Origin of the sequence: Vagococcus fessus (genome assembly GCF_003987565.1) — a bacterium.
Classification (GTDB): Bacteria; Bacillota; Bacilli; order Lactobacillales; family Vagococcaceae; genus Vagococcus_D; species Vagococcus_D fessus.
This window is the reverse complement of the sequence record NZ_NGJY01000002.1, coordinates 511,804-537,874: the sequence shown is the minus strand read 5'-3', so window position 1 is coordinate 537,874 and position 26,071 is coordinate 511,804. Positions and strand designations below refer to the sequence as shown.

Here is a 26,071-nt window from a genome sequence, read left to right as displayed (position 1 = left end):
ACAGGTGTTTGGTGGATAAGTCTGTGGATAAGTGTGGATAACTTTGAGGTTGGTTTTTTTGTGAATTTAGATTAAACTTTAAAGAGAATAAAAGAATAAGGGTGGAAAAATTTGAAAATTAAGATAATAGCAGTCGGGAAATTAAAAGAAAAGTATTTAAAACAAGGGATAGATGAGTATGCTAAGCGTTTAACGAAGTATTGTAAGTTTGAAATTATCGAAGTACCGGATGAAAAAGCCCCTGAAACGCTAAGTGAGACAGAGATGATTCAACTAAAAGAACGTGAAGGTCAAAAGATTTTAAGCAAAATTGGTGAAGGTGACTATGTCTTTGCATTAGCGATTAATGGGAAAGATTACACTTCAGAAGAGTTTGCTGACGCGATTGATAAAGTAACTGTAGCTGGAAAAAGTACGATTAGCTTTGTAATTGGTGGCTCATTAGGCTTATCACCAGAAGTCTTAAAACGTAGTAATCAACAAATTTCATTTGGACGTGTGACTTATCCACATCAATTGATGAGACTTATATTATCAGAGCAAGTGTACAGATGTTTTAGAATTATACATGGACATGCGTATCATAAATAATGAGTTTTTTAGATAGTTAGATAGATATAACCGTCATATGACACGAGATTTTTAATTATAAATTAAGAAAGATTTGATTGAGTACTTGAAAGAATAGTTTAAGAAAAAATGCTGAGAAATCAGCGTTTTTTTGTTTGCCTAGGAGTTTAGGTTTAATAGATGTATTAATAAATCAAGAAGATTAGAAGAAGTTGGATTTGAGTCTGCATAAAATTCTAGTTAGATGAAAACACTGACAATTATCATGGCAAAGGTATTATTAAAGAACAGATTAATGGGATGATATAAGATAAGAGGATTAGTTTAAGTGAATGAATTAGAATATATTAATTACTAGGAATTATAATTATTAAAATATAACAAATAAAGATATTGAGTACTAAGCAAACATTTAAATAACGTGCATATTCATTAATGGCTATGTGGAAAGTATTTTGTATATTCTTTGTTAATAGAATGACAAGTGTATTATAAATGCCTTTCTAGGTGAGTTATACTAAAATTAATTATTCTTTTTTTGTATAATCAAGTTCCTTTCTTTAGGTATTCTAATAATTAGTGGCAACATGTTAAAAAAATATAGATGGTATAGAGTATTGATGTATAATAAATATGTAATAAAATAACATGTTGGGGAGCGATTGGGTGTTTATTTTTAAAAAGAAATTTGAAGAAAGCATGAGTAATATATCAACAGAGATAAATAGTTTAATTGAAGAAAAGAAGAGCTTGGAAAATCAAGTTTTATCTCAAAGTATATTATTGAAACAATTAATTGAAAAGCAAGAATCGTCAGAAACGTCAATTTATCGAATTGATAAGCAACAACAATTAGTATGTGATAAGTATTCTGATGAAATAAAAGAAGCGGTAAAAAATCGTATTAGAGATGAAGTTTATTCAACAAGTATAGAAGGGAACTTAGTTAGATATGATAGTGACCTTAATGAGCTTTTTCCTATAGCGAAAACTAAAAAAATATTAGTGACAGCAACTATGAGTGCCGGAAAGTCAGCAGTTATTAATGCTTTGATAGGTAAAGAGATACTTAAATCTAGAAATACTGCTACTACAGGAAAAACATATCATATATTAAATAAAAATACTCAAAATAAAAACTCAAGTAGATATGAGAAAGAGATAGAGAGAGAGTTACCTGATGATATTTTGGAGCAATATCCAGAGTCAAATTGTGAAAATAGTATCTTTATTGGGACAGTATTTAATAATGAAACATTAGAGGGAATACCGTTAGAATTCATAGATACACCGGGTATCAATTATTCAGAAAATCCTAATCATAAAAGTATTTCAGAATATGAAATCGATTCAAATGATTACGATATGATTTTATATGTTATTAATGCAACTCAAAATGGAGTAAGTGATGATCATGAGCATTTGAGTAAGTTACAAGGCATAAACAAACCAATAATATTTATTTTAAATAAATTGGATGAATTTAATGAGAAAAGGGACTCACTTGAAGAGACATATAAAGGCACTGTTGATTATTTGAAAGAGATTGGATTTGAATACCCTGACGTCATACCACTTTCAGCCTACGCAGGTCTGTTATCGAAGAAAATCATGGTGGGAACTGAATTAACGGAGTTTGAATTGGATGATTTTGAATTGTTTTACAAAAAATTTAAAGGAAAAACACCTTATAATTTGAATTTTTTAAATTATGAAATAACGCAAGAAGGTAAAGCTAAGCACGTATTAATTAACTCGGGCCTGGATAGGTTAGGAAAAAAAATATTTCAAACGTTGTACAGTGAAGGTCTGAATAAATAAAAGAAAAGGATGATACTATTGAAAATAGAATTAAAATACAACCCTTATAAAGTAGAAACAGAAATAGTTGTTAATGGTAAAGCACTTAAGCCGGGGTCGTTTTTAAACGAGGTTGAAAATAAACGCTTACAAGAATGGGTTGAAAGTTTCCCTAAAGAGATATCTGAAGAAGTTGGAGTAGAAGACTATAGTTTAGACTTCTATGGGACTCAGTTGGATTTTGACGATGTTGTGTATGCATTCGAGCATTCAGAGAAGTTTAAAGCTATTAAGCCAGTATACTGCGGACAAGAAGTGAGAGATTCAGATAAAATAGAACAAATAAAAGAGCTGTTCGAAGAAGTTAAGGCAGGTGAATTTGAAGAATTAAAAACACCTGAACTAGTAAAAACATTTGAAGATGTTTATAGTAATACGTTTGAAGCAAGTGTGGTTGCGACGATGAGTGCTGGGAAATCAACATTGATTAATGCATTATTAGGACAAGATTTAATGCCATCGAAACAAGAAGCTTGCACAGCTATTATTACAAAAATTGAAGATGATGATAGAGACACTCGATATTTCGATGCTAAGAAATATAGTGAAGAAGGGGAAGTATTAGACGCTATCGAAACAATTTCCCCAGATGAATTACAAAATTGGAATGAAGATTCAAGTACTAGTAAAGTAGAGCTAATTGGGAATATACCGTTTGTTAGTACTGAGAATACTAAACTTGTTTTAGTGGATACACCAGGTCCAAATAATTCTCGTAATGAAAATCATGCGAAAAAAACGTATGAAAGTTTAGGGAAATCATCAAAAACTTTAATTATATATATATTGAATGCTTCTCAATTAAAAACAAATGATGATGAGAGAACACTTCGACGTATCGCAGATTCCATGAAGGTTGGAGATAAAAAATCAAGAGATAGATATATTTTTGTAGTCAATAAACTAGATCAATATAAGCCTGGTAAGGATGATATAGCGGGTAGTTTAAAAGGGGTGAAAGAATATTTAGAAGATTTTGGAATAGTAGACCCTAATATTTTTGGAGTATCTGCTCAAAATGCTTTAGAAATTAGGACATTAATGAAAGATAAATCATATGAAGACTTAGATGAAGAAGATTTAGATGAAGAAGATTTGAGATTAAAAATCAGAAGAGTGAACAGATATGAAGACTATCATTTTGAAAAGTATGCACCTCTTATCCCTAGTCATCAAAAAAATATTCAATCCCGTTTAAAAAAAGCAGAGGTTGGTAAAGATAAAAAAGAAGAAGCGTTGATTCATAGTGGCATCCCATCAGTGGAGGAAGCTATTAAATTATACGTAAACAAGTATGCCGTGCCTCAAAAAATAAAAACTATGGTTGATACTTTCCATGGGACGTTAGATAGTTTAAAAGTAAGAGAAAAGTTAGAAGGATCTTTAAGAAATAATGAAATTAAGAGAGAAGAGCTTGATTATCATATTAAATTGGTAGAACAAAAAATAGAAGATAAAACTGATAAAAAAGAGAAATTCTCAAGCTCGTTATCAGATGAGTCTTTAATTAATCTGGTTGAAAAACATAGTGAAAATTTAATTAATGAAGCATCCAAAGAATTGGATACTATTACAGCCTTTACAAAAGGCGAGAAATATGAAGAAAAAGAAGCACGTGTAAAATATGACTTAGTTAAAACTAAAATAAAAAAACTAATAGTAGATATGGAATTGAAAGCAGAAGAAGTATTGACAGATAATGTCAATAAGAGAGTAGAAGAGTTGGTAGCATATTATGAGTCTATCACAAAAGATTTATTTGAGAATAGTGGAGAGTCTGAAAAGTTAATAATTGATCCATTTAAACTCTCAGGTTTTAATGCCACGTCCTACTCTAAAGATAATTTGACGAAATTAATTCAAGAAGAAGATATTGTAATTGGAACAAATATAGTATCCAATAGCACCTGGTATAAGCCGTGGACGTGGTTTAGTGAAAGGGAAGTAGATGTTACTGAAACACGTACTTATATTGATGCTGGGGATTTTATGATGCTATTCAGCCCAGCAACAACTGAAATACATATTTTTTTTAAGAAGATGTCTACGCGCGCTAAAAGGAATCAAGAGAAAATAGATGATTATTTTGATAAAGAGTTTGATAGATTTGATAAACAGTTACATCAGGTTTTAACAGACCTGAAAGATAAGACAGCTACAATGAATAATACAGAGTTAGATATTAAAAAGAATCAAGAGCAGATAGTTTGGTTGAATGGTATAAGTGAAAAATTAGATGAAATATTAGCAATTTAATAGGAAAGAGGAATGTATATGACGGTATCAAATATTTTTAAAGAGTATGTAGCAGAAGGTAACAGTATAGTGATTAGAGTAAGTTTAGTAGAACTTTTGAAGAACGATTTAACTCATAAGATGTTCGAGGAGTATTGCCAATATTTAGAGGAGCATAATTTTTCTATATATGAAGAGCATGATGGTGAGCTTTATGATGACATAGACTATACAACTGATTATTTAACAAGTCAATTAAACCAATTAGTTAGAAATTTTTCAAAAGAACGAGTCCGTTGTATTAAAGTAATTCAAAGTAAATTATATGGTGAAACCTTACTTAAACAGCGTCAAGCAGAGATTGAATACAATAATATTAATAGGAAAAAAATTGCAGGATCTTTATTTATTGCAGGGGGCTCTTTATTAGCGGTTGGTGCCACCATTTTCTCTGGTTCCATTGGATTAGTAGTTTTAGGGGCACTTATGGTAGCAGGGGGAGTTATTTTATTAGTTAGAAATAAGGAGAGTTAGGAATATGGAAAAAAGAGAGTTAGAAAATTATCAAAGTGTTCCCGCTCTAACAAGTCTAGAATCTCCATTTGAGTCCGCATTGGAATCAGTTGATGATATCCTCTTGAAGAAATATTTACTAAGCTTGTCTGATTATGAAATTGTTCCTTTGGACGAATGTGGATTAAGTACGGAGAGGCAAGAAAACATTAGGCTCTTTAAAGTAACAGAGATGGTATATGAGAAGGAAGGACTTTCTACAGACAAATTTGCGACTCTTTTCAGTACCTTTTCTAACAAATCACATTCCATTTTTTTAATAATAGATAGTGATGGAAATGATATAGATTTATACTTAGGAATTAATACTAATGGAGAGAATATTTCAGCAAATAAAGTTAATAGGGCTCTTGAAAGTACTTTTAAAAGCCAATTTCCAGGTATTAAAACAATGAGAGTTATGCAGCATCAAACTGAAAAAATATCTGAGAAGATAACAAATTATCAACATGTTTCAAGCTACTCGGGTGTCGCTTTTGATAGGAATGAAGATAATAAAAAAAATGAAGAGTTTGTTCAAGGGTTAGAGCGTTTTTTATCGACTATGGAAGGAAAAGTCTTTACAGGGATTGTACTAGCAACACCTATTCCAACTTCTGAACTGAGTGATATGCAGAAACAGTTGCAAGCAATTTATACTAATTTGAGTTCTTTTAAAAATCATCAAATAGGTTATACGCTTACTAAAAATGAAAATTATGGAGAATCCCTGACTACAGGAACTAGTCAAGGTGTAACAACATCAACGACTATTGGGAAATCAGAAACAGAGGGTACTTCTATTTCTAATGGTACTAGTAAATCCAGTGGGATTAGCCAAGCGCTTACAGCAGTAGGTGCTATAGTTGCGGGTGCTGCAACTATAGCAGGAACTGGAGGTTTAGCTGCTCCAGCGGTTATTGGGGCAGTTGCAGCCGGTGGTGTGTCAACCATAGCGGGTGCGCTAACTAATAAGCAAACAAGTTATAATAAAACTCAAACAAATAGTACAACTTTGAATGAATCAGAAACAACCGGCAATACAAGTAATCACTCAGAATCAGTTGCAAGAACAACCGGTTTTTCAACAGGTGATAGTAAAAGTTTAACTTTAACAAAAGAAAATAAAGAAATTACTGAAATTCTAAAAAATATTGATGAACAATTAACTCGACAAAAAACATTTGATAATACAGGTGCATTTGGCTGTGCAGCATATTTCTTTTCTGATAATCCCTATGAAGTAGAATTTGCAACATCAAGCTACAGAGCTTTGGTTAGCGGTGAAAAAACAATGTTGGAAACAAGTGCAACGAATGTTTGGAATAGCGAACATTCTGTTACACCGGAGTTGAAAAAATATTTAAGTCATTTTATTCATCCAATTTTTAGATATAATAAATTTGAAGAATCTAATATAGAGGTGACGCCAGTATCTATTGTAAGTGGAAGAGAGTTAGCTCTACATATGGGGTTACCAAGAAAATCTGTCGCTAATTTCCCAGTTATTGAGCATGCTTCATTTGGAACGGCTGTCTTTAACTCCTCATCATATGAAGAGAAGTCGAATGTAATAGGCAGCTTTTCTTTGGGTAAAATCTATCATCTTGGTGAAGAAAAAAAACAAAATATAGACTTAGATATTGAAAGTTTATCAATGCATACCTTTATTACAGGCTCAACAGGAAGTGGTAAATCTAATACAACGTATTTAATGTTGGATAAACTTATGAATCGTAATATTAAATGTCTCGTTATAGAACCTGCTAAAGGAGAATATAAGCATGTATTTGGAAATAGAGAAGATGTGTCAGTTTATGGAACTAATAGTAATTTTTCTGACTTATTAAGAATTAATCCATTTTATTTCCCAGAAGGGACACATGTTTTAGAACATGTGGACAGATTGATTGAGATATTTAATGTATGTTGGCCGATGTATGCAGCCATGCCAGCAATTTTAAAAGAAGCGACATTAAATGCTTATAGTAGTGTTGGATGGGACTTAATAACATCTTGTTATTCAGGAGAGTCTAATATTTACCCTAACTTTATAGATTTAGAAAAAGAATTAGAAAAAGTAATTAGCGCTTCCAGTTATTCTGAGGATACTAAAGGTGATTATATCGGGGCACTGGTAACGAGGGTACATTCGTTATCGATAGGATTAAATCAGTTTATCTTTACTCAAGATGATTTAACAGATGAAGAATTATTTGAAGAAAATGTCATGGTTGATCTGAGTCGTATAGGTTCTTCAGAGACAAAATCATTAATAATGGGACTTTTAGTTATGAGATTGAATGAGTATAGAGTATCGCAAGCTAATGCTTTAAGCAAAATGAATGAAAAAATAAAGCATATAACTGTTTTAGAAGAAGCACACCATTTGTTAAAACGAACGTCACAGGAACAAAGCGGTGAGGGGAGTAATATGATTGGCAAGTCAGTAGAGATGCTAACTAATTCTATTGCTGAAATGAGAACATATGGTGAAGGGTTTATTATTATAGATCAATCGCCTAGCTCTGTAGATATAGCTGCCATTAAAAATACGAACACTAAAATTATTATGAAAACCCCGGAATTTTCAGATCGAGAATTAGTTGGAAAATCAGTTGGGCTAGACAGTGAGCAAATTGATGAAGTGTTAAAATTACCTAAAGGAGTAGCTGTTGTTTTCCAAAATGATTGGTTAGAACCTGTTCTGTGTCAAGTAACTAAATATAAACAGACAGTTGAGATGTTCAAATATAAACAACCAATCTTTATTGGAGAAAGGGAAGCGCAAAAGAATATGCTTCAGTTTCTACTAGGTACTTTCTCCGGTAAAATGAGAGATGCAGAGCTATTAAAAAATTCGTTAGGTTATATAAAAGTCTCAAGTTTGAGCAAGGCAATGTTAACTAATTTAATAGAACGTTTCTTAAATGAAAATGAAAATGTTTATGAAAATCTTACAAAGGAAAATCATGTCAGACTGCTTACTGAAATAATAAATATACCCACATTTGAGGTTCAAAATCTTCTAATCGAATCGTCTGATGAAGTTGAGTTATACCACAAGCTTAATAAAAAAGTTAGAGATAGGTTTTTAACAGGAACAGAAGATGATATTAAGAATATCAGTTTAGCGATTATCAGGTACTATGCAGAAAATGATATAGATTTTCATAAATTATATCATTTGTTGAGTGAGAGAGAAGGGCTATAAGATGATTGAGTGGGCGGCAAAAGAGATAAAAAATAAAGAATTAGTCAACTCCAGTTTTAAGGAAAGATTAGCTGATGTATCAAATTTTAGCACTTTGGAAGAATGTGATAAGAAGTTTGATAAAATGCAATATAATTCCAAAAAAACTTTTTCTGAAGTAGAAAAGATGGAGTCGCAAGATATAACTGGTTGTAGTGATGATACTAAGGACTCAATTGAAAGTCTTAAGGAATCAGATAGTTATACAGATGCAGAAGGCGATAATACATTTAGTGAAATGATTGAGATTCCTAAAAAAGGTCTCTCTGATATAGATAAGACAGTACTGCAAGCTATGACGGGTTGGAGCGATAAAATTATTGATTCAATTGGGAGTTTTGAGGAAGCTAGAATTTATATAAAAGCAGACTTGAAAGAAGTTACAGTTAATGATAAGCCTTGTTTAATAAAAAAAGATATTGATATGAGTCAAAAAGATGAAATGGGAAGAACTAATGAGCAACGTATGGAAAAAGGTTTGGCACCTTTAGATAAAAATGGTAATTCTCTTGAATTACACCACATTGGACAGAAAAAGGATTCACCATTGGCAGAGTTAACTAAGGAAGAACATCGGGGCATTGGGAATGATGCTATTTTACATGATAAAACTAAAGATTCAGAAATAAATAGAAATGAGTTTAATACAGAACGTAAAAATCATTGGAAAGATAGATTGGAGTGTACGACAAATGACTAATATTGTAGAGGAATTGAGCAATATTGAAGATATTTTTTATGTGGGTGGTTGTTCGGACTCGCAATTGAAAGAAGCACAAGAATTATTAGGGTGTACTTTTCCGGATGATTATATCCGTTATGTAGAAGAGTTTGGCTGTATTTCGTTTGATGCTGTAGAATGGACGGGATTGAATATTGAGGGAAGGTTAAATGTTGTAACAGCAACAGAAACCGAAAGAGAGTTAGACCCTAATTTTCCAGAAAAATATTTTGTATTAGAAAATCTGGGAATAGATGGCAAAATGATTCTTCTTAATGAAGAGGGATATGTTTATCTTTTTCAGCAAGGGACTACCAAACTAGTCGCAGACTCATTACTTGACTATTTATCATTGATTATTGAGTAAAAGTTAATTTTTATGCTCAATAAAAAGAATGACTATAAATTCAAAAAAACTTGATTAGATTTTATCTGATCAAGTTTTTTTGAAAATATGTTATCTGCATTCTATTCAGACCTAATTGGGCTATTTACCAGAGAGCAAACAAGGTTATTTTATCGTAACGCAATAAGGTGAGATTTCAAGAGACAGTAACCTAGGTGGGGAAAAATTATAAGATTTAGAAGATATGTAAGATACGAAAAGTAAAACGCTGAGAAATCAGCGTTTTTTATTTTGCTTTAAATATAATTAATAGACAGTATACGTCTATATACTTGTTGTATTCTATAACCAGGTTAAAGAAACAGACGATGTTTTGAATTAATGACATTTGAAAGGAAATTGACTATGACAAAGGGGTTAGTTGAAGAAAGTAATCTGTTTTATGATGAACATGAAGAGTGGGTAAAGGAGGGGGCGAAAATACAGCAAGACAGTCAGAATTGGTACCCTGTCTATCAAGACTTGGTTAAACTTATTGGTAAAAAAAACACCTTATTGGTTTACGAAGAGTTTAAGGGGATTCAAGTAAGTTTTCCTTTGAAATTATTAGATAGGCACTATTTACCAACTGTTATTTATAGCCAGCGTTATCAAAAAAGTCCAAAAGAATTGGCTAAAGAGTGGGGATATTCAGAACGTCATATTAAACGTTTGCTGAAAGAGATGCAGGAGAAAGAAGAAAAAAAGATCAATTGTAACTAAAATTATAAATAAGAAAGAAGGAATAAAGATGTACTGTCCAAATTGTGGTAAGGAAATTAAAAATAAAATATGTGAAGGGTGTAAAAATGAAACCGTAGTAACTAGCACATCCTCAGCTGAAGGAAATTTAGAAAAAATAAAATCGGCCACTCAATTAATGTTAGAGAATGTTACTAATTTTGATGGACGAACAAGTCGTAGCAATTATTGGTGGGCTGTTCTTACTTTAGTAGGAATAAGTTTGGTAGGAATGATTTTAGGTTCAATAAGCGAATTTTTAGAAATGATCGTCATGTTAGGACTTGTAGTATTGAGTTGGACTTTGACGGTTCGAAGGTTACATGATGTAGGAAAATCATGGTACTACATGTTATGGCAATGTCTATTTCCACCGATTACACTTTATTTTCTTGTTCAAAAAGGTGATGAAGGAGCAAATCAATACGGGGAACCAGATAACAAGTAATATCATATAAAAATCAAGGAGGAAATGATGAAAGAGGTTTTAGAGAAGTTAAAGGAAATAGTTAAGCCTGGTGGAGGAAAAAAACAGCATCAACAACGGTTATTCATCCTACTGGGAGCTGTTGTTCTTGTAGCGGGTGTATTATATGGGCTGAATGGTGGTAGTAAGGAATACAGACACGCGATGGCACTTGGAGATAGTTATTTTGAACAAAGAGATTATGGCGAGGCAGAAAAAGCTTACCGAACAGCTCATGACTTAAATCCAGGTGACAAACAGTCTGTGGAGAGTTATACAGTAAGTGAGGAATTAGGAAACATATGGGTGGCAATCAACAATGGCGAAGCTGGTACTGAGCTACATGATGAAATAGAAGCACTTCTTCCTTCTATTTCAGATAGGGAAGTAAAAAAAGCCTATCAAGAAGCGGTTGAATCTATTGAATCGTCACCATTATATGAAACATATAAAAGAATTGATAAAAGATACGAAGAAGAGTATGGTTCGAATTTTTAGTGGACTAAAAAAGCAAAAGAGTAAAGAGTTTCTTTTACTTTTTTGCTTTTATTTATATTGTTCAATTAAGCGTTTCATAGTGGCGATATAGTCCTGTTTAAAACTTTCAGGGGATAAAATTTTAACTCGTTCTTGCTGGCTAAATAACCACATTTCCAAGCCTTTACGATAAGCTGTTAATTCAATACGTGGGGGGTCAGAGTGCTTTCTATCTAAGAGTTTGTGATTTGGAAACTTATCAAGTAAGGCTTCTAATGTTCCACTAAATTCGATGGTAACTGTCACAAGTTTATCCACTTGCATAAGGTGAGCGTGTTTACGAAAGTCGCTATCTTCTAATTTTAAGGTAGAAGTAGAAGAGGGTAGAGGTGTATTTTCAATTGTAAGGATTCGGTCAACTCGGTAGGTATTCACTTCTTTTTTTTGTACATTGTAAGCCGTTAGGTAGAAATAGAAATCAGAAAAAAGAACGGATTGTGGCATAACGTGATAAGTATTGACGGTCGTGTCACTTCTTGTATACAACATTTTAATCGCTTGATTATCTGTTATTTTTTCAGTTAATTTCCATATAAGATGAGCCAAAGGTTTATCATGTTTAGGACCGATATAATGATTGAGTTCATTTCCATAAAGACGGTATAATTCTTTCTTATCAGCGGAGTCTAAATTGAGGCTTAACTGACTAATTAGGTTAGAAAGTTCTGACTTTGTTAAAGAGCGACTTTCTAAAAGTATTTTAGTTAAAATTAAGAGATACTCTTTATTTAAAAGGGTGTCAGATTCAAGAATGTAGCCGTTGAGTGAGCGTTTATAGTGTAAGTGGCTATCTGGTGAATGGCGTGTTAAAAAGTCTTTTAGAGCAGAAAAATCACGTTGTATAGTTCTTTCATTAACACCAAAATAATCACCTATTTCTTTTTTATTAATAACTTTACGTTGTAATAATTGAGTATAGATATAGAGCAAACGATGGTTGATAAAAATCACTCCTTTTAATTTAACAGACATTATATGTCTATCTATTTAGTGTAGTTTATTAAAGTGAAAGAGACAAGATGTGATGAGTAAAAATGTTATATATAGCAGGCTAGAGTATTTGTGAAAAAATAGTTTTCATTTACTTGTTAAGTGTTATTATATTATTATAATATACGTTTTTTTGATTCTATTAGATAGAGAGGTATTATTTTATTGGATATTTTGAATGATGATTTTTTCTTAAAGGTTAATACAGTAGATTCATATAAAGTAGAAAAAAATTTGATGATAGAATTTTGGGACATTTTAAGAGATGAGCTTAAAGGTGAAGTTATCAAAAAGTTTGGTATAGGTAAGCTATTAGATCAATTGGGTTTAGGCGATACCACAAGTTATAATGATGGAGGCAATATAAGTACAGTTCATAATGCTGAACAGAATATTTTTGTTAATGAGAAGATTAAGAAACAATATAATCAAGCTTATGATAGAAAGAATTATGAAGGGAGAGTAGTAAGGGACAAAAAAGGCAATATTACTAGAGATTCTAGGTTAAATAGTCAAAGGAAAAAGGAATTTCAAAAAGAAAATACATTACGTGACGGTTATACAGGTAAGAAATTATCGAAAGACGGTAGAACACATCTTGATCATACTAAATCAGCAAAAGAAATCCATAATGATAAAAAAGCTAGACTTTACATGAGTGCTGATGAGAGAAATGATATGGCTACGGCGAGTTCTAATATGGTATATACAGATGGCTCACTGAATCAATCTAAGAGTGATAAGTCAATGGCTGAATTTATAAATAAAGAAAGAAAAGATGGAAAGACCAATGCAGAGCATTATTCAATTGATTCAAAAAAAGCTATGAAAATTGATAAGAAATCAAGAAGAATTATGGATGTTAAGGTGAAAACAGCTGCTGCAAAGCAAGTTGCAAAAGCAAGTGCTCGTCAAGGAGTTTCGGTTGCTAAACGCGAAATATTTGGAGTTATAATGTATAAATTTACTGAGATTGTAATAGATGAGTCTAAAGTTTATGCAAGTAAATGGTCTGATATGAATACAACCCAAAATAGATTAGATGAGATTAAAGAAATGGGAAAGCGGGTAAAATTACGTTTAGTAGATACTATAAAAAAATTACCAAATGATTTAACGAAAACATTGGAAGCGAGTTTTATTAGTGGCGTTATCGGGAGTTTGGTAACAGGACTTATTAATTTATTTAAGACAACTATGAAAAAACTCGGCCGTCTATTACAAGAGGGGATTCAAGGAATGGTTCAGGGGTTTAAGTTATGGGTGACAAATCCTGATGGACTAGATAAAAAAACACTTTATAAAACTGTTTTAAAGTTGATAGGGACAAGTTTTTCTGTGACTATTGGCATTATTTTATCAGAAATAGTTAAAAAAAATCTTAGTAATGTAGGTATACCTAGTTTTATCTCAGAAATAATTGGAGATGTATTGGGTTTATTAGTAACCGGAGTAATGACTGCATTAGTTATTTTTACTATAGATAATTTTGGGGAAATAATGAAAGGCATTGCTGAAACTATAGATACTTTTAAAGTAGGTCTGACTGTAAAAACAAGTGATTTATTAGTTAAATATAATGAAGCACTGTCAAAGGTAGATGAAGTTTATGTATGTTTGTTAACAGAAATCAGAAATTACTATCAAAAAATGGATAACTTGTTAGGATTGTGTCGAAATATAGAATTACTCGCAGAAGGGCAATTGTCCAGTAGTGCAGAATATGCAAAACTAAGTGGTGTTTCACAGGAAAAGATATTGGTTACTAAAATTGATGTAGAGAACTATTTTAATAGTTAATAAAATATAGGAGTGATTTTATGGTATTTAATAGAGGATTAAGAAAAGATACAGAGGCAAGAGTACAGAGAGAAGTAAACGATTATAATTCTAAATATGAGTTATTATCAAAAAATTCAGAGAATTTATATTTAAAACGTGAAGAGGCAAAAAAAATATTAGAGGAATCTGTTTCAGTAATTAATGAATTTAAAAATACACCGGAAACTATGAAAATTTCTGTAGCGGGTATTAAAATAAATTTAACAAACTATAAAGACGTTCTAGACATTGCAACGAAAGAAATAAATGATGCTAAGTTAAAGGCAGGAGGTAGCGCGGCAGCGGGAGTAGCAGCAGGAGTGGGCGTAGCTGCTTTAGCGCCAACAGCAGCTATGGGATTAGCTACTACATTTGGTGTTGCTTCAACAGGAACCGCAATATCAGCATTGAGTGGAGCTGCTGCAAGTAATGCTGCATTAGCTTGGCTTGGTGGTGGAGCATTAGCAGCCGGCGGAGGTGGTATGGCTTCGGGGAGTGCAATCCTAGCTTTAGCAGGTCCTATTGGATGGGGAATTGCAGGAGCAGGAGTAGTTGGGGCAGGCGTGTTAATGAATGGAAAGAATAAAAAAGTTATCAAAGAATTACAAGATAGTTCTGTTGAAATCCGTAAGCAAACAGCAGTGTTTGAATTGATCTCAACTGAAATATCAGAAATGATCAAGTTGACTAATAGCGAAATGGTTGAAATATTAGCCCGACTAGCAGTAGCAGAAGATTATTCTAAAAACTTTATTGAGTTATCAGATGATCAAAAAAGTTCATTAGGTGTATTAGTCAATTTAACAAAATCTGCAACAGAACGTTTAAATAAAACACTTGGAGAAGATAATAAATTTTAATTAACTTAAAATTTGATTGAACGAGTATTAGCTGCTAAGGATCAATGGCCTAAAAATAATGCTGATGTCACACTAGAAATTATCGAACAATTAGGTGGTGGTGAGCTAATTTCTGATGAAACAGGAGAGTATTATGCAATTGACTTTAAGACAAACGATCCAGCACCCATTGAAAAAAGTGGGTTTGGTATGAAAGCTTTTAGAGTGTATACTGATGGTAGAATTGATGTACAAATAAGACCAACAGGCACGGACTTTGCAACAGTAGTTTCGCCTTAAATACTATAACGGAGCAAGATGATCAATCTTAAATATTATAGTATTAACTTTATTTTGAAATATATATTCTAATTACGAGATAACTAACACTAAGTGTTAGTTGTCTTTTTTTATTATAAAAATTAGTAGGGAAGTATTCATCGGTCGGGCAATTATTTTTGATTGGAAATACTTATAGATTCAAAGGTCTGAGTGATCTATGAATTCTACCCTAAGATATTTTAGCATTAAACTATTTTCGGAGCTTGAAAGTGAGTAGCTCGGTAGTTTTCTTGATACAAACTAGTTTAAAATTTTGATTATAATAATTTAGAAATCTAAATATTACGGAAAAGGATGATAACGAATGAAAAATATGGGGATTTATCAGCAATTTTTATTAGTGTAAGTTTAATGGGGAGTATGATGCTAACTACAGAGGTTTTTGCCTCACGTGATGAAGGGGTGACCATTAGTGAAAATAGCAAGAAAGTGCCATCGATCATGATTCCAAATAAGAGTAAGACAAGGGTCACTAACTTAACCAATCCAGGTAAGGAATTACGTGTAGGGGATGTAATTGAGTTCGAAAGTAGTTTTAAATTAGATTATAATTTAGAAGGAATTAGTGATGATGACTTTACCCATAGCGAACATGAATTTGATTTTGGGAGCCAAGCCAAAGGAAGTATGTTTTTTTTACCAGGTTCATTAGAAGCAAGAACGGAAGGTGGGATTCAAATTGGTTCTGGATGGAAAAAATATAAACCCTTATCGGATGATCATGTAACTATGACTGATACGGGGATAAAAATAAAAAATACAGGGGATATCTATGGTTCTCAAACTCGTCACTATCGTTACCGTATTAAATTATTAAAACCTGTTGAAAATTTAGTAGTTAATATAACAGATAAAATCACGAGAGATAAGGAGCTGTACCCTGATTTTTATGAAGACTCAGTTACTGTGACAGAAGATTTGACTATCGAAAAGTTTAAATCATTATTGAAACCAAATACTTCAAAAAATAAATTTAAGAATTTGTCATCGCCAGGTGAAGAAATAAAAGTAGGAGATATATTTGAATATGAAAATAAGTTCAACTTCAGTGGTATAAGACAAACTGAAGAAGGCTTTACATTCAGTAATCATGATTTCGATTGGGGAGATAAAGGAGTAGGTGTTGCGGAGTACGTTCCAAATACGTTTGAAACAAGGGTGACAGGTGGTGTGATGGTAGGAGATAGTTGGAAAAAATACAAGCCAGTATCTGATTCGCACATTGAGCTAAAACCAGAGGGGTTAGTTGTCATGGGAGTTAATAATGATTATCACCCAACAGTATTGTGGTCAGGTCAAAGTCGTCATTATCGCTTCCAGATGAAAGATCTGGAACCAATAAATAACTTATCAGTTAAGGCAACAGACACAATAGAACGTGATGGTGAATCTTTTATCGGGCATCTTAAAGACTCCGTGTCTGTTACAGATACCTTAACAATAGGGACAAAAACAACTTGGGAAGAATCAAAAACATATAATAAAGGTGATAAGGTAATATATGAAAGTAAGGAATACATTGCTAAATGGTGGGTAACAGGAGAAAATCCGATTGACAGCGATGCGTGGGAATTAGTGAATGGCGATGATGTTGTTAAATGGAGTCCTGTAAAAGCATATACTAGTGGTTCTAAAGTTTAGCATGATGGTTCTAATTATCAAGCGAGATGGTGAACTAAAGGAGATAGAGCTTCTTCAGAAAGCCTAGTTTTGAAAAAAATTGTAAGTCCGATTATAGTATCTACCTGTTGAGAAGTGATGTCAAAATGATTAATAAAAGCAGCCAGAATTTTATGCTGTCTAATACGGTGAAGTAGTGTATGGTAAAAGGTCACACAGGATCAGACGGAAATAATATTAGAGATAGACTTTTAAATGAAAAATGTGGATGGGTTATAAGGGAGAGGCATATGGCTTATTAATAAGTAATAGATGGATAAAAAGATGACTAGCTTATTGGTCATCATTTTTTAGTTCTTTAAGAAATTTGATAGCAAACTTTAAACTAAATAAAGTATATTACAGTATATAATGTTATGTTATTCTGTAATTAGTTGATTTAATAAACGTTAGGTATTTATTTGTTTGTTTTATCGAATTTAAAGATATGGAGGAGTCGAGATATGAAGGCTAAACAACTAATCAAGGGAATGATAGTAACAGCAGTACTGTTAACAGGCTGTGGGATTATTCAAAAAGATAAGAAAACTGAGGTTTCAAGTGCAAGTATAGAGAGTAAGAGAGAAGTAAGATTAGAAACTAGTTCAGTCGAAAAAGAGGCGACAAGCCGTACGAAAGGTACGGAAGAAACCAAAGAAAGTGCCAAAGAAACTGAAATGACAACGGAAACATCAGAGGAAATGACAAAAGCTATTACTCGAGAGGAGCTTTATTCGACAGATGATTATCAAAAATATATAGCGGCCTACAATGAGTTCACGATAAAAGGGAACCCTATGCCTCCAGAACAACGTGGTTCAAATCCAATTCCTGAAGAGGCGGGGTTGACACCTGAAGAATATAACCCAATTAAATGGGGAATACATGATTATTATGGAAATGCTTTAAATGAAGGGTTATTGACGGAAGAAGAGCAACAAAAATTGATGGCTGAAGCTTTTGATAAATTAATGAAAGGCGCCTATAGTAGTCATAAAACGACTGAAAGTAGTGATGTAAAAGAAGAAGCGACTGTGATAACGGAAGCAACTGTTACGGATTACCTTAGACGACGTGTAGCGGAAAAGGCTAACTGGGATATAGATTTTGCCCCGGTTGAGTTAACTGAGATAGGTGAATTTAAAGTCCACTTCTATCCAACTAGCCCTAAAAATCCAAACGCAAAAGGGTATTTTATCGTAACGCAAGAAGGTCAGATTTCAAGATACAGTAACCTAGGTGGGGAAAAATTACGCGATTTAGAAGATATGTAACGTAAAACGCTGAGAAATCAGCGTTTTTTATTTTGCTTTTTTCAAGCTAATATATGAGTGAAGGTGTTGTAATCTAATAACCTATTTTCTAGAAAAATCTATCTTTTTGTAAAAAAATTACTATTTTTCTGAAAAATAAATACAAAACTGCAGGATAAATACTATATAATAGTGTTTATATTAGGATCCTTATAAGCAAAAAATGTTGATAAGAGAAAATTCAAATAATTTATATTAGATAGTTATATTTAAGGAAGAAGGGGATTTTTTATGAGAAAATTTATGACAGTATTGATGGTGATGATAATCTCAGTAATATCACCATTAGCAAGTTTAGCGACTCAAGTGGACGATATGGGAGGAACAACATTTAAAAATGTTGATATACAAGGGTTTCATGGTGGAAATGCAACCGGTAATAATGGTGAAGCACTACCAACAGATGATCCGAATGCGTGGCATGAAGGAAATCCAGTCGGAATTAATTATAAATGGTGTATTGATGATAATGTAGATATTGAAAAGGGAGATACGACTACTGTAACATTACCACCAAATAGTGTTTTAGATACAGACACAGAATTTGATATTCTAGATGGTTTAGGGAATATTGTAGGTCATTTTAGTGGGAAAAAAGGTGAAGCTACAGGAACGATTACATGGAATGGTTATTTTAAAGAGCACCCTAATAATAAATGTGGAGAGATTTCTTTCGCAGTTCATGGTGATCGACCAGACCCAAACAGAGCGAGTTTTATTGCTAAAAATGGTTGGGTGATTGGAGAACCAGACGAACAAGGGCATTACCACCAAATTATGTGGAATTTGTTAATTAATCCAGCATCAAGAACTCTAACGGATACAGTAGTGACAGATGGTTTTACTAATCCTGAGTATCATTCAATTGATGAAGGATCATTTAGATTAACTTATAAAGATGGTGGAACAGATCAAGAAGAAGTCCCTGCAGATGTGTATAATTTATCAGTTGATCAAAGTACGGGATCATTTGTGATGACATTTAATGGGGAATTAAAGCGTCCAGTTCAAGTTCTTTATACAAGTACTTTAAAAGAAGGCATTGAGTATTTACAAAACGGAAAAACAACATTATTTAGAAATGATGTTAATTTAAAAGCCAATGAAAATGGTAACCCAGTAACTGAAGATGCTTATAAAGAAGTTGTCTTAAGTGGTGGTGGCTCAGGTATTGGGGAAGATGCAGGTAAAATCGAAGTTATCAAACATGATGAAGATGATGACTCTCTTTTATTAGCAGGTGCAGAATTTGATGTCTATGATAGTCAGGGAAATCTAGTTGATCATGTAATTGTAGGAGAGAATGGTCACGGCCTTACAGAAAAAAGAATGCTTGTTGGAGAGTACAAATTAATTGAAACAAAGGCACCAGAAGGATATGAAATTGATGAAACACCGCATTACGTGAAGGTTGAAGGAACTGAAACAGCAACAATTGTTATTTACATTGGTAATAAGAGACCGGAACCAGTAAAAGGGTCAATCGAAGTTATTAAACACGATTCACTTGATAAGAAGAAATTATTAGCAGGTGCAGAATTTGATGTTAAGGATGCTGCAGGACAAGTTGTAGATCATATTGTTACTGATGAAGATGGCTATGGTGTGACAACTGTACCATTAGATTTTGGAGAGTATACATTAGTTGAAACCAAAGCACCAGAGGGATATGAATTGGATACAACACCAATTGAAGTAAGTGTGTTTGAAGGTGAAGAAACAAACGTGGTAACAGTAGATGTTGACAATCGACAACTACCAGGTGAACCGATTATTCCGACGCTTCCAGGAAAAGGGTCAATCGAAGTCATCAAACATGATTTATTAGATAAAGAGAAATTATTAGCAGGTGCAGAATTTGATGTCTTTGATGCAACTGGAGAAGTAGTTGACCATATCATCGTGGGAAAAAATGGTCATGGTCTGACAACTGTGCCGCTTGATTTTGGAGAGTATACATTAGTCGAAACCACAGCACCAGAAGGCTATGAATTAGACTCAACACCCATTCCAGTAAGTGTAGTTGAAGGTAAAGAAAGCAATGTGATTACAGTTGATGTAGACAATAGACAATTACCAGGTGAACCGATTATTCCGACGCTTCCAGGAAAAGGAACAATCGAAGTCATCAAACATGATTTATTAGATAAAGAGAAATTATTAGCAGGTGCAGAATTTGATGTTAAGGATGCTGACGGAAAAATTATAGATCATATTATCACTGGTGAAGACGGTCATGGTCTGACAAGTGTGCCGCTTGATTTTGGAGAGTATACATTAGTTGAAACCAAAGCACCAGAGGGATACGAATTAGACTCAACACCAATTGAAGTAAGTGTGTTTGAAGGTGAAGAAACAAACGTGGTAACAGTAGATGTTGACAATCGACAACTACCAGGCGAACCGATTATACCAACCTTACCAGGAAAAGGAACAATCGAAGTGATTAAACATGATTCGCTTGATAAAGAGGTATTATTAGCAGGTGCAGGATTTGATATCATGGATAGCGAAGGTAATTTTATCGAGCATATTACAACTGACGCGACAGGCCGTGCAGTATCAACGACTCCTTTAGATTTTGGAGAGTATACATTAGTTGAAACAGAAGCACCAGAAGGCTATGAATTAGATACAACACCAATTCCAGTAAGTGTAGTCGAAGGTAAGGAAAGTAATGTGATTACAGTTGATGTTGATAATCGTAAATTACCAGGCGAACCAATTATTCCGATGCTTCCTGGAAAAGGAACAATCGAAGTGATTAAACATGACTCGCTTGATAAAGAGAAATTATTAGCAGGTGCGGAATTTGATGTTAAGGATGCTGAAGGAAACGTTATAGATCATATTGTTACTGGTGAAGACGGTCATGGTGTGACAACCGTACCGTTAGATTTTGGAGAGTACACATTAGTAGAAACCAAAGCACCAGAGGGTTATAAATTAGACTCAAAACCGATTCAAGTGACTGTAGTTGAAGGTGAAGAAAATAATGTGGCAACAGTTGACGTATTGAATACTAAGTTGCCAGAAAAACCAACAAAACCTGAGTATCCAGTTGATCCGGAAAAACCAACGACTCCAGGAAAACCAGGTCAACCAACAGAACCAGGGAAACCTAAAGTTCCAAATACGCCTAACCATAATATTTTGCCACAAACAAGTGAAGTTAACTCAAGTTATCTAACGCTTATAGGTAGCGTATTATTAATTGGTTTAGCATTTATCCAAGTGAGACGATTTAAATAGAAATAAAAGGCGCTAATCATTAAGATTAGCGCCTTTTTTAATTAACTCTATTTTGGCTGTCATCAGTTGTGACAACATCGTAAACTGCATTTAAACCACCAGCAACTAAGTTTTCAACCGCTGTATCAGTGTAGAATGCAATATGTGGTGTAAAGATAACATCTTCACGATTGACAAGTTCTTTAAAGATTTCATCTTCAATTTCTTTGTCAGTGAAATCTTTAGTAACATAAGGCATTTCATTTTCATAGGTATCAAGTGCAGCACCAGCTAACTTGCCACTATCTAATGCTCTTAAAAGAGCAGCAGTGTCAACGATCATCCCACGTGCTGTATTAACTAAGAATGAGCCATCTTTCATAAGATTGAATAAGTCATCGTTAAACAGATGGTAGTTGTCTTTAGTTGCAGGCATGTGAATTGAAATCAAATCAGCTTCCTTTACTACCTCTTCAACACTATCTTTGTATGTTAAAAATTCTTTGGCATCATCATTTTGATAAAGGTCGTATGCAATAATTTCAGCACCAAATCCTTTTAAAATTTGAGCAGTGATACGTCCGATACGTCCAGTTCCAATAATACCAACTGTCATTGAACGGATTTCACGGCTTATCATATCTTTAGCCCATCTGAAATCTTGTTTAGCCATATTAGCTTGGATTTTATTTAATTGACGAACAGTTGCTAAAGCGGAAGTAACTGCAAATTCTGCAATAGCATTTGGTGAGTACTCAGGTACGTTTGTTACGATTAAACCTGCCTCAGTTGCTGCTTCTAAATCGTACATGTCATAACCAGCAGAACGAGTTGCGATTTGTTTGATCCCTAAGTCTGCAAGTTGTTGGTACATTTCTTTTGGTAATCCCATTGTTTGTTGAAGAGCAATCCCATCTTTTCCTTCTACTAGATGAAGTGTATCAGGACTTAAAAAGTCATTGGTAATTTCAAGATCTATTTTATTTTCTTTAGCCCATTTTTCAGCAAAAATACGTTCATCTTCTCTAGCGCCCATCATAAGTAATTTCATTTTATATTCCTCCTAGAATTTTATTAGTTTTTATTAAAAGTAAAGACATCAGGTTGATAAAGCTTTAACACTTTTGTACATAAGAAATCAGCGATTAAGGCTGAAATTAGTGGGATAACAAAGAATGCTATACCCGTTATAATCAAGTTCATAGTTGGAGAGCCTGTCATAAATTTCATGGCATTAATGGGTCCAACTAATCCAGAGAATCCAAATCCTGCAGAAGCAGCTGTCCCTTGAATATTAAGGAATGATCCTGCAATCCCAGTTAAAGTAGATGCAATAACGATAGGGATGGTGATAATAGGGTGTTTGATAAAGTTCGGCATCATCATTTTCATAGCGCCTAGCCCAACAGCCCATGTGACACCAGAGTTATTAACTTTTCTAGAACTGACAACCAGCAACATAGCACATGCGCAAATCCCTAGGTTAGCAGCACCAGAGGCTAAACCATCAAGTCCAATTGCAGTAGCAATCGCTACGGTTGAAACAGGTGAAATAATAATAATACCGAACGATATTGAAATTAAAATAGACATGATAACAGGTTGTAAGTCAGTAAAACTGTTAACCGCTGTTCCGATTGCTGCTGTAAACTTGCTGACAAATGGTAAAGTAAGGACACCAATAAGTCCAGCACCACCAGCTGCAATTATTGGTAATAAAAGAATAGTCATAGATCCTAGTTTGTCGTGAACCAAATAAATAATAACAATACAAATGGCAGCTGTTAGCATTGTATTAATTAAATCACCGATGCCAACCAATACAAATTTACCATCTATGACTTTATAAGCTCCTGATGCTGCGAAAGCGGCACTACCAGTGATGATAGCCTCCATTGCGGTTAAACCGAATTGAAGAGCAATAAGCACGCCAACAATAATAGGGACTGTAAATTGAATAGCTTGTACAATAACGAGGGGTGTTGTGAAAATATCATTTTTTGTGATTAAAAATTTAAACAACTCACCGAGTATAGCGTTTGGTATTAGTCCGACCACGATACCAACGGCTGTACCCGATAAAACTTTATTGAGAAATACTTTAGGGGTTAGGTCCTTTGGAAAGACCTGTGAAAAAGTGTTTACCATAATAGTTATCTCCTTTTAAATCGTTATCAACTTTTTGTGTTATTATTCACAAGTTCGTTGTACCAGTAGATTATCATACTCATTTTGTGAAGTAAACTACTAAGTCTGTTTAAAAATTAGAGGATCCTTATTTAAACAGGAATTCCTTTGATATACCAATCTTTCCCAATTTTTGCCGAATGAACGCAATTTTTGACAAAGGATTTTCACAAACTGTAAAGAATGTGAAAAAGGATTAGTTACTCGAGGTATATATGTGGATAAAGCTCAAATAAATCCTTGTATTTGATGTATAATAGAGGAAATGATGTATGGAGTAGGAGAGGAAAATAAAAATGAAAAATATAAAATTAACAATAGAGTATGATGGGAAACGATATTTAGGTTGGCAACGATTAGGTGATTCTGATAAAACGATTCAAGGGAAAATTGAAATGACGTTAAGTAAAATGACAGGTGAAGAATTAGAAATAGTTGGCTCAGGTCGTACGGATTCTGGAACACATGCTAGAGGACAGGTTGCGAATTTTAAAACAGCGTCAACGATGACACCTGAAAAGATGATGAGTTATTTAAATAACGCATTGCCTCGTGATATTGTTATCACAAATGTAGAAGAAGTACCTGAACGTTTTCATGCAAGATATAATGCATCAGGTAAGCAGTACAGTTATTATGTGTGGAATAAAGAAGTCCCTTCTGCAATTGAACGAAACTTCAGCTATCATTATCCGCAAGAATTGGATACTAAAAAGATGCAAGCAGCTTGTGATAAATTAGTAGGAGAACATGATTTTATTGGCTTTTCTTCGCTTAAAAAGACAAAAAAATCAACTGTTAGAACCATCAATTCGATTGCGATAGATACAAAAGGAAACCTAATTCAGTTTAAATTTGTAGGAGAAGGTTTCTTATATAATATGGTTCGTATTATGATGGGAACGATATTAGCAGTAGGTTCAGGTGAGATGGAGTTAAGTAACATTGATGAGATATTTGAGAAGAAAGTAAGACAAGCAGCGGGTGAAACAGTCCCTGGTCATGGCTTATTTTTAGATGAAGTGTATTATAACTAAAAAAAGATGTCGTGTTAAATTTAACACGGCACCTTTTTTTTATTTAGTTAATTTCGTTTAGAAAACATTCTACTGAAAAATGATTTTTTTTCGCCATCTTCTTCTAGTTTTTGATGTGGAGCATCTTCTCTAGGGAAGCGACCTAATTCACGTTCTTTTTCTTCTAGTTTTTCTTGGAGTTCTTTTAACTCAAGAGAGTACTCATCATCTGTGTACGTATCTTTCGTTTTGATTGGCTCATCTTCAGGTTCTTCCTCTTGGTGAACAAAATCATCTTTAGATTGGGTAACATCTTCTTTGTCAGGTTGGACATCACCAGTTAACTGTAGTTGTAGCTGTTGAATTTGTTTATTACTTTGTAATGTAAGTTGTTGTTGTTGATTGAGTAAGTTTTGATTTTCTTTTAATCGTTCTTCTAAGCCTGAGATAATGTTATATAAGTTTTGCTTGTCGCGGCGTAATTCTTCAACCATTGTAGCAGTTGACATATCATCGAGTTGTAGGTCCTTTGAAATGACTTGAGTTGTTTTTTCATTTACTGTTTCTTCTTTAACTTCCTTAGATGTATTATCTTCTTTTTCTTTGTATAAGTCGTCATAGCCTGTTTCTAATTCATCTAAACAACCGTCAACTAATGATTTTTCAGTTGTTGGGTCGATTTCCACTTTAGGCTCAGGTTTATTTTCGTTAGGATATTTTTCTTCTAAAAGGGCAACCGTTTCAGGAGAAATAACATATCTACCGTCAACTTTTTTTGGGTGATTTTCTTTAGGTAACGATTTGATTCTTTTTTGAATGGCTTGTCGACTAATGCCCCATTCTTCTGATAACTCACGTACTGTCTTATAATTCATTCCATTCACCTCTAAGATTATTTATATAGTTTTCTTTTTTATTCATGATCAAGCGTTCTTTAGCAAGATGTGACCTTTTGATTAGTTGATCATTTTATAGGTACACCAGTTTCAACGAGTCAGTTGGAGTTGATGATTTGAACAACTTGTAATAGCTACTTATTATTATACTAGATACCGTAAGTATTTCAATAACACCTATTGCTTAAACTTAAGCTCGACTATACGTTTATTAAGTATAGCATAAAGAGCGGTGTTATAGTCTTTAAGTATGATAAGAGAATAGTGCTAAAATTAATGAAGGCTGCCATACAAAGTTTTGAAGAATTTTTTCTTTTATTTAATAATTAAATAAAAGAGTAGTATTAAAAATAGTCAATAAATACTATTTCGTTACGGAAAAATAGCAAAGTATAGATATTAAATTGTAATTATTAAAATTTGAGTAGTTTTTTCAAATAACGACCGTTAGTGTAAG

The 26,071-nt window shown here is 33.3% G+C and carries 21 protein-coding genes; 17 read left to right on the top strand and 4 right to left on the bottom strand.

The features are described 5' to 3' along the window. Window positions 1-111: 111 nt before the first annotated feature. The 10 genes from rlmH (at window position 112) to CBF31_RS06780 (ending at window position 11,281) form a co-directional block, all read left to right on the top strand. Complete coding sequence (rlmH, locus tag CBF31_RS06825) at window positions 112-591, top strand: 23S rRNA (pseudouridine(1915)-N(3))-methyltransferase RlmH (protein WP_126831635.1); 480 nt, start codon at window positions 112-114, stop codon at window positions 589-591. Window positions 592-1,236: 645 nt separating this feature from the next. Next, on the top strand, window positions 1,237-2,391 hold the full coding sequence (locus CBF31_RS06820; RefSeq protein WP_170167899.1) for a dynamin family protein: 1,155 nt from the start codon (window positions 1,237-1,239) through the stop codon (window positions 2,389-2,391). An 18-nt stretch (window positions 2,392-2,409) separates the two neighbouring features. Beyond that, window positions 2,410-4,686, top strand: coding sequence for a dynamin family protein (locus CBF31_RS06815; protein WP_170167898.1), 2,277 nt, complete (start codon window positions 2,410-2,412; stop codon window positions 4,684-4,686). Between the two features lie 18 nt (window positions 4,687-4,704). Further along, complete coding sequence (locus CBF31_RS06810; RefSeq protein ID WP_126831632.1) at window positions 4,705-5,199, top strand: hypothetical protein; 495 nt, start codon at window positions 4,705-4,707, stop codon at window positions 5,197-5,199. A gap of 4 nt (window positions 5,200-5,203) precedes the next feature. After that, window positions 5,204-8,431, top strand: coding sequence for an ATP-binding protein (locus CBF31_RS06805; protein WP_126831631.1), 3,228 nt, complete (start codon window positions 5,204-5,206; stop codon window positions 8,429-8,431). Window position 8,432: 1 nt separating this feature from the next. Next, complete coding sequence (locus tag CBF31_RS06800) at window positions 8,433-9,170, top strand: HNH/ENDO VII family nuclease (RefSeq protein ID WP_211330826.1); 738 nt, start codon at window positions 8,433-8,435, stop codon at window positions 9,168-9,170. After that, window positions 9,163-9,558, top strand: coding sequence for an SMI1/KNR4 family protein (locus CBF31_RS06795; RefSeq protein ID WP_170167897.1), 396 nt, complete (start codon window positions 9,163-9,165; stop codon window positions 9,556-9,558). The genes CBF31_RS06800 and CBF31_RS06795 overlap by 8 nt, the downstream gene beginning before the upstream one ends. Window positions 9,559-9,942: 384 nt before the next feature. Next, complete coding sequence (locus tag CBF31_RS06790) at window positions 9,943-10,299, top strand: hypothetical protein (RefSeq protein WP_126831629.1); 357 nt, start codon at window positions 9,943-9,945, stop codon at window positions 10,297-10,299. 28 nt (window positions 10,300-10,327) lie between these two features. Continuing rightward, a complete protein-coding gene (locus tag CBF31_RS06785) occupies window positions 10,328-10,765 on the top strand; it encodes a DUF805 domain-containing protein (RefSeq protein ID WP_126831628.1) in 438 nt (145 codons plus the stop codon). A 27-nt stretch (window positions 10,766-10,792) separates the two neighbouring features. Continuing rightward, entirely contained in the window at window positions 10,793-11,281 is a 489-nt protein-coding gene (locus CBF31_RS06780) for a tetratricopeptide repeat protein (RefSeq protein ID WP_170167896.1), read from the top strand. A 48-nt stretch (window positions 11,282-11,329) separates the two neighbouring features. Here the strand turns inward: CBF31_RS06780 and CBF31_RS06775 are convergent, their stop codons facing one another. Then, window positions 11,330-12,292 (bottom strand): helix-turn-helix transcriptional regulator, encoded by a 963-nt coding sequence (locus CBF31_RS06775; RefSeq protein WP_126831626.1) that lies wholly within the window; start codon window positions 12,290-12,292, stop codon window positions 11,330-11,332. Window positions 12,293-12,475: 183 nt separating this feature from the next. Here CBF31_RS06775 and CBF31_RS06770 point away from each other — a divergent pair, with 183 nt between their 5' ends. The 6 genes from CBF31_RS06770 to CBF31_RS06745 all read left to right on the top strand — a co-directional run bounded on the left by CBF31_RS06770 (window position 12,476) and on the right by CBF31_RS06745 (window position 21,536). Beyond that, the gene (locus CBF31_RS06770) at window positions 12,476-14,110 is read left to right on the top strand and encodes a phage tail family protein (RefSeq protein ID WP_126831625.1); all 1,635 of its coding nucleotides are present in this window, start codon (window positions 12,476-12,478) and stop codon (window positions 14,108-14,110) included. Between the two features lie 20 nt (window positions 14,111-14,130). Continuing rightward, a complete protein-coding gene (locus CBF31_RS11210) occupies window positions 14,131-14,991 on the top strand; it encodes a DNA polymerase III subunit gamma/tau (protein ID WP_126831624.1) in 861 nt (286 codons plus the stop codon). A gap of 12 nt (window positions 14,992-15,003) precedes the next feature. Then, a complete protein-coding gene (locus tag CBF31_RS06760) occupies window positions 15,004-15,270 on the top strand; it encodes a hypothetical protein (RefSeq protein WP_126831623.1) in 267 nt (88 codons plus the stop codon). A 405-nt stretch (window positions 15,271-15,675) separates the two neighbouring features. After that, window positions 15,676-16,953: a carbohydrate-binding protein gene (locus CBF31_RS06755; RefSeq protein WP_170167895.1), complete on the top strand. Its 1,278-nt coding sequence runs from the start codon at window positions 15,676-15,678 to the stop codon at window positions 16,951-16,953. Window positions 16,954-17,435: 482 nt separating this feature from the next. Next, entirely contained in the window at window positions 17,436-18,245 is an 810-nt protein-coding gene (locus tag CBF31_RS06750; RefSeq protein ID WP_126831621.1) for a hypothetical protein, read from the top strand. A 270-nt stretch (window positions 18,246-18,515) separates the two neighbouring features. Further along, complete coding sequence (locus CBF31_RS06745) at window positions 18,516-21,536, top strand: SpaA isopeptide-forming pilin-related protein (protein ID WP_126831931.1); 3,021 nt, start codon at window positions 18,516-18,518, stop codon at window positions 21,534-21,536. 37 nt (window positions 21,537-21,573) lie between these two features. Here the strand turns inward: CBF31_RS06745 and CBF31_RS06740 are convergent, their stop codons facing one another. Together CBF31_RS06740 and CBF31_RS06735 are read right to left on the bottom strand one after the other, a co-directional pair. Then, window positions 21,574-22,566: a D-2-hydroxyacid dehydrogenase gene (locus CBF31_RS06740; protein WP_126831620.1), complete on the bottom strand. Its 993-nt coding sequence runs from the start codon at window positions 22,564-22,566 to the stop codon at window positions 21,574-21,576. 23 nt (window positions 22,567-22,589) lie between these two features. Further along, window positions 22,590-23,663 carry a PTS sugar transporter subunit IIC gene (locus CBF31_RS06735; protein ID WP_126831619.1) on the bottom strand — a complete coding sequence of 358 codons (1,074 nt, stop codon included), beginning with the start codon at window positions 23,661-23,663 and terminating at the stop codon, window positions 22,590-22,592. A 335-nt stretch (window positions 23,664-23,998) separates the two neighbouring features. Between CBF31_RS06735 and truA the strand changes: the two genes are divergently transcribed. After that, window positions 23,999-24,739, top strand: a complete 741-nt coding sequence (gene truA, locus CBF31_RS06730; protein ID WP_126831618.1) for a tRNA pseudouridine(38-40) synthase TruA — start codon at window positions 23,999-24,001, stop codon at window positions 24,737-24,739. A gap of 47 nt (window positions 24,740-24,786) precedes the next feature. Here the strand turns inward: truA and CBF31_RS06725 are convergent, their stop codons facing one another. Next, on the bottom strand, window positions 24,787-25,593 hold the full coding sequence (locus CBF31_RS06725; RefSeq protein ID WP_126831617.1) for a MarR family transcriptional regulator: 807 nt from the start codon (window positions 25,591-25,593) through the stop codon (window positions 24,787-24,789). Window positions 25,594-26,071 lie beyond the last annotated feature (478 nt).

Coding starts and splice junctions, on each gene's coding strand:
- CBF31_RS06795 (WP_170167897.1), top strand. CDS start 9,163: ATGACTAATATTGTAGAGGAATTGAGCAATATTGAAGATATTTTTTAT.
- CBF31_RS06725 (WP_126831617.1), bottom strand. CDS start 25,593: ATGAATTATAAGACAGTACGTGAGTTATCAGAAGAATGGGGCATTAGT.
- CBF31_RS06785 (WP_126831628.1), top strand. CDS start 10,328: ATGTACTGTCCAAATTGTGGTAAGGAAATTAAAAATAAAATATGTGAA.
- CBF31_RS06775 (WP_126831626.1), bottom strand. CDS start 12,292: ATGTCTGTTAAATTAAAAGGAGTGATTTTTATCAACCATCGTTTGCTC.
- CBF31_RS06810 (WP_126831632.1), top strand. CDS start 4,705: ATGACGGTATCAAATATTTTTAAAGAGTATGTAGCAGAAGGTAACAGT.
- CBF31_RS06750 (WP_126831621.1), top strand. CDS start 17,436: ATGAAGGCTAAACAACTAATCAAGGGAATGATAGTAACAGCAGTACTG.
- CBF31_RS06735 (WP_126831619.1), bottom strand. CDS start 23,663: ATGGTAAACACTTTTTCACAGGTCTTTCCAAAGGACCTAACCCCTAAA.
- CBF31_RS11210 (WP_126831624.1), top strand. CDS start 14,131: ATGGTATTTAATAGAGGATTAAGAAAAGATACAGAGGCAAGAGTACAG.
- CBF31_RS06790 (WP_126831629.1), top strand. CDS start 9,943: ATGACAAAGGGGTTAGTTGAAGAAAGTAATCTGTTTTATGATGAACAT.
- CBF31_RS06745 (WP_126831931.1), top strand. CDS start 18,516: ATGAGAAAATTTATGACAGTATTGATGGTGATGATAATCTCAGTAATA.
- CBF31_RS06755 (WP_170167895.1), top strand. CDS start 15,676: ATGCTAACTACAGAGGTTTTTGCCTCACGTGATGAAGGGGTGACCATT.
- truA (WP_126831618.1), top strand. CDS start 23,999: ATGAAAAATATAAAATTAACAATAGAGTATGATGGGAAACGATATTTA.
- CBF31_RS06805 (WP_126831631.1), top strand. CDS start 5,204: ATGGAAAAAAGAGAGTTAGAAAATTATCAAAGTGTTCCCGCTCTAACA.
- CBF31_RS06780 (WP_170167896.1), top strand. CDS start 10,793: ATGAAAGAGGTTTTAGAGAAGTTAAAGGAAATAGTTAAGCCTGGTGGA.
- CBF31_RS06800 (WP_211330826.1), top strand. CDS start 8,433: ATGATTGAGTGGGCGGCAAAAGAGATAAAAAATAAAGAATTAGTCAAC.
- CBF31_RS06740 (WP_126831620.1), bottom strand. CDS start 22,566: ATGAAATTACTTATGATGGGCGCTAGAGAAGATGAACGTATTTTTGCT.